The organism is Streptomyces sp. NPDC031111 (assembly GCF_055570675.1).
Genome location: NZ_JBVIGS010000033.1, coordinates 39,600 through 52,163 on the forward strand (window position 1 = coordinate 39,600; position 12,564 = coordinate 52,163).

General features: G+C 72.7%; 13 protein-coding genes. 6 read left to right on the forward strand and 7 right to left on the reverse strand.

What is annotated here, in order from left to right; translation table 11 throughout:
* Positions 1-3: 3 nt before the first annotated feature.
* Entirely contained in the window at positions 4-522 is a 519-nt protein-coding gene (locus tag ACZ470_RS38065) for a hypothetical protein (protein WP_468434549.1), read from the forward strand.
* Here ACZ470_RS38065 and ACZ470_RS38070 read toward each other — a convergent pair.
* On the reverse strand, positions 519-1,271 hold the full coding sequence (locus tag ACZ470_RS38070; RefSeq protein WP_468434550.1) for a hypothetical protein: 753 nt from the start codon (positions 1,269-1,271) through the stop codon (positions 519-521). The two genes, ACZ470_RS38065 and ACZ470_RS38070, sit on opposite strands and share 4 nt — an antisense overlap.
* A gap of 214 nt (positions 1,272-1,485) precedes the next feature.
* On the opposite strand from ACZ470_RS38070, the gene ACZ470_RS38075 reads away from it, so the two are divergent.
* From ACZ470_RS38075 to ACZ470_RS38085, 3 genes are read left to right on the forward strand one after another with little or no spacing between them, the layout of a single operon-like run.
* A complete protein-coding gene (locus ACZ470_RS38075) occupies positions 1,486-2,781 on the forward strand; it encodes a magnesium transporter MgtE N-terminal domain-containing protein (RefSeq protein WP_468434551.1) in 1,296 nt (431 codons plus the stop codon).
* Positions 2,771-3,379 (forward strand): DUF1003 domain-containing protein, encoded by a 609-nt coding sequence (locus ACZ470_RS38080; protein WP_468434552.1) that lies wholly within the window; start codon positions 2,771-2,773, stop codon positions 3,377-3,379. The genes ACZ470_RS38075 and ACZ470_RS38080 overlap by 11 nt, the downstream gene beginning before the upstream one ends.
* Positions 3,380-3,422: 43 nt before the next feature.
* Positions 3,423-4,556, forward strand: a complete 1,134-nt coding sequence (locus ACZ470_RS38085) for an Mrp/NBP35 family ATP-binding protein (RefSeq protein ID WP_468434553.1) — start codon at positions 3,423-3,425, stop codon at positions 4,554-4,556.
* 90 nt (positions 4,557-4,646) lie between these two features.
* Here ACZ470_RS38085 and ACZ470_RS38090 read toward each other — a convergent pair whose 3' ends face one another.
* From ACZ470_RS38090 to sigE, 5 genes are all read right to left on the reverse strand, one after another.
* Positions 4,647-5,321: a hypothetical protein gene (locus ACZ470_RS38090; RefSeq protein WP_468434554.1), complete on the reverse strand. Its 675-nt coding sequence runs from the start codon at positions 5,319-5,321 to the stop codon at positions 4,647-4,649.
* Positions 5,322-5,546: 225 nt separating this feature from the next.
* Positions 5,547-5,993: a sec-independent translocase gene (locus ACZ470_RS38095; protein WP_468434555.1), complete on the reverse strand. Its 447-nt coding sequence runs from the start codon at positions 5,991-5,993 to the stop codon at positions 5,547-5,549.
* Positions 5,994-6,120: 127 nt separating this feature from the next.
* On the reverse strand, positions 6,121-8,229 hold the full coding sequence (locus tag ACZ470_RS38100; protein ID WP_468434556.1) for a S1C family serine protease: 2,109 nt from the start codon (positions 8,227-8,229) through the stop codon (positions 6,121-6,123).
* Positions 8,230-8,370: 141 nt separating this feature from the next.
* Entirely contained in the window at positions 8,371-9,321 is a 951-nt protein-coding gene (locus tag ACZ470_RS38105; RefSeq protein WP_468434557.1) for an anti-sigma factor family protein, read from the reverse strand.
* Entirely contained in the window at positions 9,318-9,977 is a 660-nt protein-coding gene (sigE, locus tag ACZ470_RS38110) for an RNA polymerase sigma factor SigE (protein WP_468434558.1), read from the reverse strand. Before sigE ends, ACZ470_RS38105 begins: the two co-directional genes overlap by 4 nt.
* 274 nt (positions 9,978-10,251) lie before the next feature.
* On the opposite strand from sigE, the gene ACZ470_RS38115 reads away from it, so the two are divergent.
* Entirely contained in the window at positions 10,252-10,950 is a 699-nt protein-coding gene (locus tag ACZ470_RS38115) for an O-methyltransferase (protein WP_468434561.1), read from the forward strand.
* Positions 10,951-11,074: 124 nt separating this feature from the next.
* On the opposite strand, the gene ACZ470_RS38120 is transcribed toward ACZ470_RS38115, so the two are convergent.
* The gene (locus ACZ470_RS38120) at positions 11,075-11,242 is read right to left on the reverse strand and encodes a DUF3117 domain-containing protein (protein ID WP_003966491.1); all 168 of its coding nucleotides are present in this window, start codon (positions 11,240-11,242) and stop codon (positions 11,075-11,077) included.
* A gap of 379 nt (positions 11,243-11,621) precedes the next feature.
* Here ACZ470_RS38120 and chcB point away from each other — a divergent pair, with 379 nt between their 5' ends.
* On the forward strand, positions 11,622-12,425 hold the full coding sequence (gene chcB, locus ACZ470_RS38125) for a 2-cyclohexenylcarbonyl CoA isomerase (protein ID WP_468434559.1): 804 nt from the start codon (positions 11,622-11,624) through the stop codon (positions 12,423-12,425).
* Positions 12,426-12,564: the final 139 nt, after the last annotated feature.

The following is a 12,564-nucleotide window of genomic DNA, read 5'->3' on the forward strand; positions in this document are numbered from 1 at the left end:
CCCATGACAAGCGAGCTGCTCGACCGGGCCCTCATCGAGGAGGCCACCAAGAAGTCCGGCCTCGTCTGGGTGAAGGGGCCGGGCGTTCCGGCCCGCGCGCTGTGGCACGTGTGGCACGAGGGTGCCGCGTGCGTGGTCGGCGACGGGCCCGGGGAGCAGCCGCTGCCGGGGCTGGCCGACGGCGGGCCGGCCGAGGTGACGGTCCGCAGCAAGGACAAGGGCGGCCGGCTGGTCTCCTGGACGGCGACGATCGTCGAACTGCCGTCCGGCTCCGAGGAGTGGACGGCGGCGGTCGCCGAGCTCAAGGGCAAGCGGCTGAACGCGCCGGACGCCGAGGCCATGACGGACCGCTGGGCCCGCGAGTGCCGGGTGCTGCGGCTGGAGCCGACCGGGGCGACGGCCCCGCTCCCCGACGGCTCCCTGGCCGAGGCCCCGCTGCCCACACCGGCGACGACCCGGCGCGCCGCCCCGGCGGGACTGCCCCGCCTGCTGCTCAAGAAGAAGCGGAAGCGGCACACCTAGGACGTCGGGAGTTGGCCGCCGTAGTCGAGGGTCTCGTCCTTGGCCGGTTCCTTCAGCTCGAAGTCGGTGCCCCAGGACGAGAACGTGAGCGTGCCCGCCTTCCCGGCCCGCACCAGACGCACCGGGTACGGCGTGCCCTCGAGGGAGACGTCCAGGGTGCCGCCGGAGCCCTCGTCGCCGGTGACGCGAATGGTGCGCACGCCCGACTGCTCGTGGTGGCCGTCCGTGGCCAGCTTGCCGTGCAGGGTCAGCAGACCACCGAGGAGGACATTCTTGTCCGTGAAGCCGATGAACTTCTTGTACGACGGGTCGCCCTGCGGCACCTTCACATACTTCTCGGCGAGCTTGCCGGCCGCCGCCGCGTCCGCCTTGCCGTCGTCCTCGCCGTCCTCGTGACCCCAGAACTCGGCCCCGGCGTTCAGATACAGCTCGTCGTCGATCCGCAGCAGGCGGAACGTCTCCCCCTTGGTGGTGACCGAACCGATGCCGCCGTCCTCCTTCAGCCGCATGTCCAGCGTGTACGCGCGTCCGCTGGTGACCACGGTGCCGTGCAGCCGTACGGCACCGGCCGAGGTGGCGGCCTTCTGGGCCCTGCTCTGGATCTGGTCGGCGGGCAGTCTGCCGACACCGTTGGTGCCCTCGTTCGGATCCTCGGAGCATCCCGTGAGCGCCGTCCCCGTCACGAGCAGCGCGCACACGGCGCCGGCCAGCGTGGCCCTGCGGGAACGGCCCCGGTAGATCGGAATCACAGGTGGGCTGCCTCTCTGACGGGGGACCTGAACGGCGTACCGCAGGGTACCGGGGTCGGGGAGACCGGGCGGAGCCAGTCCGTCCGGACCGGCCACAAGCGCACGGCCGATCGGTACGGGCTAGCCTGAAGCCCATCCGAGCGGGCAATTCGGAAAACAAACGCAGCAGGCAGTACCCACGACGCACCACCCCGCACGGAAAGGAGTGGCGGACATGGCAGGGGGCGCCCCCCGGTTCTTCGTCTCGCACGTCTCCGGTGTCGCCGTCTTCGATCCGGCCGGCGACCAGGTGGGGCGCGTGCGCGATCTGGTCGTCATCCTGCGGCCCGGCCGGCGTCCGCCGCGACTGCTCGGACTGGTGGTGGAACTCTCCACCCGCCGCCGCATCTTCCTGCCCATGAACCGGGTCACCGCCGTGCAGTCCGGCCAGGTCATCACCACCGGGGTGCTCAATGTGCGGCGCTTCGAGCAGCGGCCCACCGAGCGGCTCGTCTTCGGTGAGCTGCTCGACCGGCGGGTGACGCTCGTGGAGAGCGGCGAGGAGGTCACCGTCCTCGACCTGTCGGTGCATCAGCTGGCGGCCCGCCGCGAGTGGGAGATCGACCGCGTGTTCGTGCGCAAGGGGAAGAAGGGCGGCGCCTTCCGGCGCGGCAAGGGCGAGGCGCTGACCGTCGAGTGGTCCGCGGTCACCGGGTTCTCCCTGGAGGAGCAGGGACAGGGCGCCGAGAACCTGCTCGCCACCTTCGAGCAGCTGCGCCCCGCCGACCTCGCCAACGTCCTGCACCACCTCTCCCCCAAACGGCGCGCGGAGGTGGCGGCCGCCCTCGACGACGACCGGCTCGCGGACGTCCTGGAGGAGCTGCCCGAGGACGACCAGATCGAGATCCTCGGCAAGCTGAAGGAGGAGCGCGCCGCCGACGTCCTGGAGGCCATGGACCCCGACGACGCGGCCGACCTGCTCGGCGAGCTGCCCGAGGAGGACAAGGAGCGGCTGCTGAGCCTGATGCAGCCCTCCGACGCCGCCGACATGCGGCGCCTGATGTCGTACGAGGAGCACACGGCGGGCGGTCTGATGACGACCGAGCCGATCGTGCTGCGGCCCGACGCCACCGTCGCGGACGCCCTTGCCCGGATCCGCGCGCCCGACCTCTCCCCCGCCCACGCCGCACAGGTGTACGTCTGCCGTCCGCCCGAGGAGACGCCCACCGGCAAGTACCTGGGCACGGTCCACTTCCAGCGCCTGCTGCGCGATCCCCCGTACACGCTGGTCGGCTCGATCCTGGACGACGATCTCCAGCCCCTGGACCCGGACGCGGCCCTGCCCGTGGTCGCCGGTTTCTTCGCCACGTACGACATGGTGGCGGCGCCCGTGGTCGACGAGGCCGGCTCGCTGCTGGGCGCGGTGACGGTGGACGACGTGCTTGACCACATGCTGCCCGAGGACTGGCGGGAGACCGAGTTCACCCTGGACGAGGGCCTGGACGAGGGGGTGGTGACCGATGGCGGCTGAGCGCGAGGGCGGACGCGAGCGCGTGCCGGTGGGCGCCACGGCCGCCGGACGGCCGCGCACGCCCCGTCTGGACCAGCCGCGCCCTCCCCGGCGCCGCGTCCTGCCCGAGTGGGACCCGGAGGCCTTCGGGCGGCTGTCCGAGCGCATCGCGCGCTTCATCGGCACCGGGCGGTTCCTCGTCTGGATGACGGTCGTCATCATCCTGTGGGTGCTGTGGAACGTCTCCGCGCCGCCCGCTCTCCGCTTCGACGAGTACCCGTTCATCTTCCTGACCCTGATGCTGTCCCTCCAGGCCTCCTACGCGGCCCCGCTGATCCTGCTGGCGCAGAACCGGCAGGACGACCGCGCCAGGGTCGAGCTCGAACAGGACCGCAAGCAGAACGAGCGGTCGATCGCGGACACCGAGTATCTGACCCGGGAGATCGCGGCCCTGCGGATCGGGCTCGGCGAGGTGGCCACCCGGGACTGGATCCGCTCGGAGCTCCAGGACGTGGTCAAGGAGCTGGAGGAACGACAGAACGGTCACAAGGACCATCACGGCTCCTTCCCGGCGATGCGGGCGGAACGGCCGCCGGGACGTGACGCAGACGACCGGTGACGTACTTACCGGCGGGTGTACCCGGCGCCGTACCATCGTCCTTATGGCTACGGAAGACGCGGTGCGCGAGGCACTGGCGACGGTGAACGACCCCGAGATCAACCGGCCCATCACCGAACTCGGCATGGTCAAATCGGTGGAGATCGGGGCGGACGGGGCGGTCGCGGTCACCGTGTACCTGACGGTCTCCGGCTGCCCCATGCGGGACACCATCACGCAGCGCGTGACGGACGCGGTCTCCCGGGTCGAGGGCGTCACCCGGGTCGATGTGACGCTGGACGTCATGAGCGACGAGCAGCGCAAGGAGCTGGCGAGCGCCCTGCGCGGCGGCCAGACCGAGCGCGAGGTGCCCTTCGCCAAGCCGGGCAGCCTGACCCGGGTGTACGCGGTCGCGTCCGGCAAGGGCGGCGTCGGCAAGTCGTCGGTGACGGTGAACCTGGCGGCGGCGATGGCGGCCGACGGACTGAAGGTCGGTGTCGTGGACGCCGACATCTACGGCCACTCGGTGCCGCGCATGCTGGGCGCCGACGGGCGTCCCACCCAGGTCGAGAACATGATCATGCCGCCGTCGGCGAACGGCGTGAAGGTCATCTCCATCGGCATGTTCACCCCGGGCAACGCCCCGGTGGTGTGGCGCGGCCCGATGCTGCACCGCGCGCTCCAGCAGTTCCTCGCGGACGTGTACTGGGGCGACCTGGACGTGCTGCTGCTCGACCTGCCGCCCGGCACCGGCGACATCGCGATCTCCGTGGCCCAGCTGGTGCCGAACGCCGAGATCCTCGTCGTCACCACGCCCCAGCAGGCGGCGGCCGAGGTGGCCGAGCGGGCGGGCTCCATCGCCGTGCAGACGCACCAGAAGATCGTCGGCGTGGTCGAGAACATGTCCGGGCTGCCCTGCCCGCACTGCGGCGAGATGGTCGACGTCTTCGGCACGGGCGGCGGTCAGACCGTCGCCGACGGCCTGACCCGCACCACCGGCGCCAACGTCCCGGTGCTCGGCGCCATCCCCATCGACGTCCGGCTGCGCGAGGGCGGCGACGAGGGCAAGCCCGTGGTGCTGTCCGACCCGGACTCCCCGGCCGGCGCGGCGCTCCGCTCCATCGCCGGCAAGCTCGGCGGCCGGCAGCGGGGCCTGTCGGGCATGTCCCTGGGGATCACCCCGCGCAACAAGTTCTGAGGGCTCTCACACGGAAGGGCGCCGTCCGGGGAGGACGGCGCCCTTCCGCGTATCCGCTCAGGCCTCGTATCCGCTCAGGCCCGTGGGCGCTCAGGCCTCGTAGGCGGCGATGTCCTTGACGACGGAGAAGCCGAGGCCGTACGCGCTCATGCCCCTGCCGTACGCACCCACGTGCACGCCCGCCTGCGTGGAACCGGCGAGCACCCAGCCGAACTCGGACTCCCGGTAGTGGAACGGCGTCGGCACCCCGTCCACGGGCAGGGACAGCGTCGACCAGTCCGGGCCGTCCAGGTCGTCCGCGAGGACCCAGGCCGTCTCCGTCTGCTGGTCCAGCCAGTCGTCGCGCAGGGAGTGGTCCATCTGGCCGGGCCAGGTGAAGGACAGCAGCCCCACACCGGCGAGCCAGGCGGCGGAGGAGACCGAGGTGGCCTCCAGCAGACCGGTGCCGTCGGCGCTGCGCCGCACCGGGTTGGCGGCGACGGTCACCACGACCGCGAACCTCTCCTTGGCCTCCGGGTCGGCCCCGGCCGTGAACTCACTGCGCACCGACGGCTCGTCGCCGTGCCCGACCGATCCGTGCTCGACGGCTCCGTCGGCCGCCAGTCCGACCTGCATCAGCCAGCGCCGTCCCGTGAAGGCCTCGTCGAGGCCGTACCAGGGGAAGGGCGCACGCAGGTAGCCGTCGACCGTACGCCGGGCGGAGGGAACGGGTTGTCCGTCCTCCGCGGCCGGCGCCTGCGCGACTGCCGAACTCGTCGTCTCCATGTGCCCGGACGCCTCCTCGCTCTCGTCGGACCGGGCGGCCCGCCCCCCTTCGGGCGTACTCGTCCGTTCCGCACAACAACTCGGCAGCATAGCCACCTTGACGCCACACGCAGGGAAACCGCCCGGCGCGTGGGGCGCTCGGACGCCCTGATCAGGCCGTGCGCAGCTCAGGTGGAGTATGAAACGCGTCACGTACGCGGGGGCGTGCGCTCCCGCGCGTCCGGCTCAGGTGGCGTCCGCGTCGAAGGGCGGGCGGTTGTCGGCCGCGGGGGGCTCGGGCTTCTTGGTCATGTCCACCCGGCCGCCGGAGGTGGCGGAGGTGCCGGAGGAGGACGGGGAGGAGTCGGTTTCGCGGCCGTGGACGGCGTCCGCGACCTCGGCCATCTCCTTCTTCAGGTCGAAGCCGTTGCGGATCTCCTTGAGCCCCAGGTCGTCGTTGTCCAGCTGCTTGCGGATGAACGTCTTGGGGTTCAGGTCCTCGAACTCGAAGTCCTTGAACTCCGGGCCGAGCTCCTGCCGGATGTCCTGTTTGGCGCTCTCCGAGAAGTCCCGGATCTTCCGGATCGTGCGTGTCACGTCCTGGATGACCTTCGGGAGCTTGTCCGGACCGAAGACGAGCACGGCGAGGACGATGAGCGTCACCAGCTCGAGCGGTCCTATGTCATTGAACACCTGAAGCTCCTCGCGATGCCTTCGGTCCTCGGCCCTCGGTGCGGCCTGCGGTCTTCCGTGGTCCGGGCCGGGTCCACGGTACCCGGCCACCCCGTACGACCGGTACTGTCCCGGGGGTCCGTATGCCTCAGTCGCCCCCGGAGGAACCGAGCGTCAGGGTGACCGTACGCTCCTGGCCGTCCCGTTCCAGGGTGAGTTCCAGCCGGTCGCCGGGGCGGTGGGCGCGGGTCCTGACGATGAGCTCCTCGCCGGAGTGGACGCGCCGGCCGTCGACCTCCGTGATGACGTCGCCGGCCTTGATCCCGGCCCGGGCACCGGGGCCGCCGGTGCTGACCGGGGGTCCGCCGTCGCTCCCCTTCGCCGCGACGCGGGCGCCGTCGCCGCTGTAGTCCATGTCGAGGGTGATGCCGATCACCGGGTGGGCGGCCTTCCCGGTGTTGATCAGTTCCTCGGCGACGCGCTTGCCCTGGTTGATGGGGATGGCGAAACCGAGCCCTATCGAGCCGGCCCGGGCACCGTCCGGGGCGACCCCGCCGTCGGCGGAGCGGATGGCCGAGTTGATGCCGATGACGCGGGCCTTGGCGTCCAGCAGGGGGCCACCGGAGTTGCCGGGGTTGATCGGCGCGTCGGTCTGGAGGGCGTCGACGTACGACACGTCGCTGCCGTCGCCCTTCTCGCCGCCGGCGGTGATCGGCCGCTCCCGGGCGCTGATGATGCCGGAGGTGACGGTGCCGGCCAGGTCGAAGGGGGCGCCGATGGCGACGACGGGGTCGCCGACCCGCACGTTGTCGGAGTTGCCGAGCGGGAGGGGGGTGAGCCCGCTGACGCCCTTCACCTTCACCACGGCGAGGTCGTAGCCGCTGTCCCGGCCGACGACGGTGGCTTCGGCGGTGTCGCCGCTGTGGAAGGTGACGGTGATCTCGCCGTCGTCTCCGGCGGGTTCGACGACGTGGTTGTTGGTGAGGATGTGGCCGCTCCCGTCGAGCACGAAGCCGGTGCCCGTGCCGGCCTCGCCCGCGCCGCTGACGTGCAGGGTGACGACGCTGGGCAGCGCCTGCGCGGCGATTCCGGCGACGCTGCCGGGGTCCCGCCCGGGCGCCTCCCGGGCGGCCTGCGGCAGCTCGACGGTGCCCACACCGCCGTTGCGCTCCAGGTACACGCCGACCGCTCCGCCGATGCCGCCGGAGACGAGCGCGAGCACCAGCGCGGCCCCGATGAGCACCCGCCGGGTCCGCCGGCGCCGCTGCTTCTCACTGACCACGGTGGGTTCGGCCCGCTGCAACGGCGCGGCGGCAGCGGCGGCCGCCCAAGGGTCGTAGCGCCCCCAGGGGTCGGCGGCGGGGGCGGTGGCGTCCCGGGGCGGGGCAACCCGGTCGCCCGGGTGCGCCTGCGCGGGGACGACGGGCGCGGCGGGAGCGCCGTGCGGCACCCCGTCCGGCACGGCGGGGGCGCCGTGGGGCGCGGGTGCGCTGTGCGGCGCGGGTGCGCCGTGCGAGGACCCGTCCGGCACAGAGGGTGCGCCGTGCGGCGCCGTGCCCGCGGGAGGGGCCACGACCGCCATCCCGTGGGCTGGAGTCGTCGCGGGGTGCTGGACGGGCGGCGCGGGTGCCCAGGGGCCCGGTTCACCGTACGGCGGGGTGCTGTAGGGATCGGGGTCGTGCAGGGGCTGTGGCCGCTCCGGGGCGGGGGGCGCGAACGCCACGGGCGGGGTGTCGGAGACCTCCGGTGCGGGGAGAGCCGGGGACGGCGACCCGACGGACGCGTCGGTCTCCACGACGGATGCACCGGCACCGGGCGCCGGAACGACCGGAGACGCGGACCCCACAGACGCATCGGCCTCCACGACGGCGGTGCCTGCACCGGACGCCGGAACGGCCGGGGAGGCGGAACCGGCAGGCTCGTTGGTCTCCACGACGGGGGCGTCGGCACCGGGCGCCGGAGCGGCCGAGGACGCCGGTCCAGCGGGCTCGTCGGAGTCCTCGGTCCCGGCGGCCACGGGGCCCGGAGCTCCGGGACCGGGAGCCCCGGAGTCGAGGGCTCCGGAGTTGGGGGCAGCGGGGCTGCCGCCCTCCGGGCCCTCGGGCCGCAGGGGGCTGTCCAGCTCGTAGTCGCCCTCGTGGTCGGCGCCGACGGCGGTCCGCCCGCGGTCCGGGCGGGCCAGTTCGAAGTCGCCGTCGGGCCCCTCGGGACGCGTGGTCGGCTCCTCCCCCGGTGGGCCCGGCTTCCCGTCGTTCATGCTCTCCCCACAGCTGGATGCGGCACCACGCGTCGGCGGTGGCCGCGAAACTACTGGCTCCGTGGCTCGGCACCCGGCTGTGCGGCCTGGGCGCGCCCCCTGGATTCAATCAGGTTCGCGCGCCCCCGCGCACTGAACGGCTCAGCGGGACGTGGACGTGGGGGCCGGCGTCGGACCGGCACTGACGAGGCCGGGGTCCCTGAGCCCGGCCGACGTGGCCCAGGTGGTCAGGGTGAGCGGCGGGGTCGAGGTGAGCGGCCGTATCAGCGGGGACACGGCCGTCGCACCGCCCGTCATGGGCGTGCCCAGGGTGGGGTGGCGCTCCGTCGGGGGCGGGACGCCGGGCAGCAGCGGCGCGGAGACCGCGGTCGGGGCCGCGGGGGCCGCGGCCGGGGAGCTCCCGCCCACCATCTGGCCCAGCAGCGGTCCCGCGCCGCGGCGGCGCTGGGACTCGGGCATCGCCGCGCCGCTGCCCTGCGTCCGCAGCGGCGTCACATTGCTGCCCTTGCCCGAGCCACGCGCCTCCGTGTCGGTGGGCGTGCTCGTGGTGACCCCGCCGAGCGCGATCGCGGCCAGCGACACCGCCCCGGCGGCCACGAACGCGAACCGCAGCCCGCGCGAGGACGGCCGGTCCTGCTCATGGCGGCTGACGTCGTGGATGGCGAAGCCCCGGCCGCCCGCCGGAAGCACGGGCTCGTGCCCGCGGACGGGCGTGTACGCGAACTCGAAGCGCTCACTCCGCCGGGTCCCGAAGACCCCGGAGCCACCGCCGAACCGTCCCGACGTGCCGCCCGGGAGCCCTCCACCGCCGAGCGGCGAGCCGCCGTCGCCCAGGTCGCCCCCGGCCGGCAACCCTTGCAGGCGGGCCAGGAAGCTCTCGGAGGGCGGCGGGGGCGCGGCCTCCGCGAAGACGTTCTTCAGACGGCGCTGGGCGTCCACCTCCGCCTTGCACTTGGCGCAGGTGGCGACGTGCGCCAGTACGCGCTCACGCGCGTCATGACCGAGCTCTCCGTCCACCAGGGCGGAGAGTCGGTCTCCCAGATGCTGCTCTGCGAGGAGTCCCTCGGACGACTTCGGCTGTGAACCGCTCACGCGCTCGCGCCCCCTCCTCCCAGTGCGGGAACACGCGGCACGAAGGAGCGGCGCTCCGCCCGCGCCTGGGGCGAGCGGTGCGCGAGGGCCTTGCGCAGCTGGGAACGGCCGCGGTGGATCCGGGACCGCACGGTGCCGAGCTTGACGCCCAGGGTGGCCGCGATCTCCTCGTACGACAGTCCTTCGATGTCGCACAGGACGACGGCGGCTCGGAACTCGGGGGCGAGGGTGTCGAGGGCCTGCTGGACGTCCGCGTCGAAGTGGGCGTCGTTGAAGACCTGCTGGGGCGTGGGCTCCTTGCTGGCCAGCCGCTCGGCCGCGTCCTCGCCGAGCGCGTCGAAGCGGATCCGCTGCTTGCGGCGGACCATGTCCAGGAAGAGGTTGGTGGTGATCCGGTGCAGCCAGCCCTCGAAGGTGCCCGGCGTGTACGTCGACAGCGAGCGGAAGACGCGGACGAAGACCTCCTGGGTGAGGTCCTCGGCGTCGTGTTGGTTGCCGGTGAGGCGGTAGGCGAGCCGGTAGACCCGGCCGCTGTGCATGCTGACGATCTCCTCCCAGGTGGGCGGAGTCCACGCCTGCCCGTCCGCGTCGGTGGAGAAAGTCGCGGTCTGGGCCGGGTCGCCGGCGCGGTCCTGGTCAGCAGCGGTGTTGTTCACGGATTTCGGCCTGCCCGCCGATCCGAGGAAGCGCCGCAGCACTCCTCCGCGATCCACAGGCGCAGCCGCACCTCCCCTATCGGCTCTGGTGGTGTCCAGTGGAGCCCCTACCATAGCCACCTCGCCCGTTAGCTCCGGATAAGCGGTTTTACGAGAATTTGATCTGGGCTGCCATGGCTCGTACGACTGCGTCGGCACTTGCTCGGCGTCCTCGTCCACTCCTGCCCCCCGTCACGGCCCGCACCACTTGCTCATCCTTTAAACGACCGGTCCCATCTGCGGGTTCCCGACGCCAACGGATACAGTCACGCCCAGGCACCCACGGGGACGGGAGAGGGTCATTACCGCCAACCGGCAGACGAGCTGGGCGTTCGCCGACGCCTATGTCGCCGAGGACGAAGCGCTGCACTGGGCCCGTGACCGGGCCCGCGACGCAGGGCTGCGCTCGGTGTCGCCCGGCACGGGCGCGGCACTGCGGTTGCTCGCCGCCAGCGTGGACGCCAAGGCGGTCGCGGAGATCGGCACGGGCTGCGGAGTCTCCGGGATCCATCTGCTGCACGGGATGCGTACGGACGGGGTGCTGACCACGGTCGACCAGGAGCCGGAGCACCAGCAGTCGGCCCGCCAGGCCTTCCGCGACGCCGGCTTCGCCGGCAACCGGGCCCGCTTCATCCCCGGCCGCGCGCTGGACGTCCTGCCCCGTCTCGCGGACTCCGGCTACGACCTGGTCTTCTGCGACGGCGACCGGCAGGAGTACCAGGACTATCTCGCCGAATCGTTGCGCCTGCTGCGCCCGGGAGGCATGGTCGCCTTCGAAGGGGTCTTCGCGAACGGACGCACGGTGGACTCCGGACCGCAGCCCACGGAGGTGCTGCGGCTGCGGGAGCTGGTGCGGACCGTACGCGAGAGCACGGAACTGGTGTCGTCGCTGCTGCCGGTGGGGGACGGACTCCTCTGCGCCGTGAAGCGGTGAGGCACCGGCGGGCGGGGGCGGACCCTCCGGCCGGTACGGGCGGCAGCCCTCCACCCACGCGAAACAGCCGCCCCGGCACCGCGTGCGGTGCCGGGGCGGCTGAAAGGGTATGGTCGCTTGCGCGTCAGCCGACGACCTTCTTGAGGGCGTCGCCGAGCGCGTCGGCCTCGTCCGGGGTCAGCTCGACGACGAGCCGACCGCCGCCTTCGAGCGGAACGCGCATGACGATGCCCCGCCCCTCCTTGGTCACCTCGAGCGGGCCATCACCCGTCCGCGGCTTCATGGCCGCCATGCTCGTTCCCCTTCCTGAAACCCAGCTCAACCGTCTAGCCGACGGCCCACTGAAGGGCACCTGCGGTCCTCGAAGCAGGACACACGCCACCGGCATCGAACACATTGCTTCCAGGCCATTATCCCGCATCGCGGGACCCGATGACCAACATCAGTCGGCATCGCTTGGGCAACGCGCGCGAGCAAAACCACTCAATTCGGCGATGTGACTGCGATACTGCGCCGCCGCACACAGTTCCCCCGATCGGAAACGGACAGGAATTGTTTGACGCAGGTCACACGTCGGCCGCCCGCCGCGGCCGGTGATCTCCGTCATGCTGTCCTGCAGACGAGGACGTACTCGCCGGTACGTCCCGAGCCGCCACACGGAGGGATACGCCATGGCCGACACCGTGCTCTACGAGGTGGGCGACGGGCTCGCGACGATCACGCTGAACCGCCCGGAGGCGATGAACGCGCTGAACGTCGCGACGAAGGTCGCCCTCCGGGACGCGGTCCGGTCCGCCGCGGACGACGACGCCGTACGGGCCGTGCTGCTGACGGCCGCGGGTGACAGGGCGTTCTGCGTCGGGCAGGACCTCAAGGAGCACATCGGGCTGCTGGCCGCCGACCGGGAGAGCGGTTCCGGACAGACCATGAGCACGGTGCGCGAGCACTACAACCCGATCGTGAAGGCGATCGCCGGGGCCGCGAAGCCGGTGGTCGCGGCGGTGAACGGGGTCGCGGCGGGCGCCGGCTTCGGTTTCGCGCTGGCCGCGGACTACCGGATCGTCGCGGACACGGCGGCCTTCAACACCTCGTTCGCCGGGGTCGCGCTGACCGCGGACTCCGGGATCTCGTGGACGCTGCCGCGCGTGATCGGCCCCGGACGCGCCACCGACCTGCTGCTCTTCCCGCGCAGCATCTCCGCCCAGGAGGCGTACGAGCTGGGCATCGCGAACCGGCTGGTCCCGGCGGCGGATCTCCGGGCGGAGGCGGAGAAGGTGGCGCGGGCGCTGGCCGAGGGTCCGACGGTGGCGTACGCGGCGCTGAAGGAGTCGGTGGCGTACGGGCTGAGCCACTCGCTGGAGGAGTCCCTGGAGAAGGAGGACGAGCTCCAGACCCGGGCGGGCTCCTCGGAGGACCACGCCATCGCGGTGCGGGCGTTCGTGAACAAGGAGCAGCCGAAGTACCTGGGCCGGTGAGCCCGGGCCGGGGGGGGGGGGGGGGGGGGGGGGAACCCCCCCCCCCCCCCCCCCACCCCCCCCCCCCCCCCACCCCCCCCACCCCCCACCCCCTCCTCCCCCTCCCTCCGCCCCACCACCCCCCCCACCCCCCCCCCCC

Coding starts and splice junctions, on each gene's coding strand:
- ACZ470_RS38075 (WP_468434551.1), top strand. CDS start 1,486: ATGGCAGGGGGCGCCCCCCGGTTCTTCGTCTCGCACGTCTCCGGTGTC.
- ACZ470_RS38080 (WP_468434552.1), top strand. CDS start 2,771: ATGGCGGCTGAGCGCGAGGGCGGACGCGAGCGCGTGCCGGTGGGCGCC.
- ACZ470_RS38100 (WP_468434556.1), bottom strand. CDS start 8,229: ATGAACGACGGGAAGCCGGGCCCACCGGGGGAGGAGCCGACCACGCGT.
- ACZ470_RS38085 (WP_468434553.1), top strand. CDS start 3,423: ATGGCTACGGAAGACGCGGTGCGCGAGGCACTGGCGACGGTGAACGAC.
- ACZ470_RS38120 (WP_003966491.1), bottom strand. CDS start 11,242: ATGGCGGCCATGAAGCCGCGGACGGGTGATGGCCCGCTCGAGGTGACC.
- ACZ470_RS38090 (WP_468434554.1), bottom strand. CDS start 5,321: ATGGAGACGACGAGTTCGGCAGTCGCGCAGGCGCCGGCCGCGGAGGAC.
- chcB (WP_468434559.1), top strand. CDS start 11,622: ATGGCCGACACCGTGCTCTACGAGGTGGGCGACGGGCTCGCGACGATC.
- ACZ470_RS38065 (WP_468434549.1), top strand. CDS start 4: ATGACAAGCGAGCTGCTCGACCGGGCCCTCATCGAGGAGGCCACCAAG.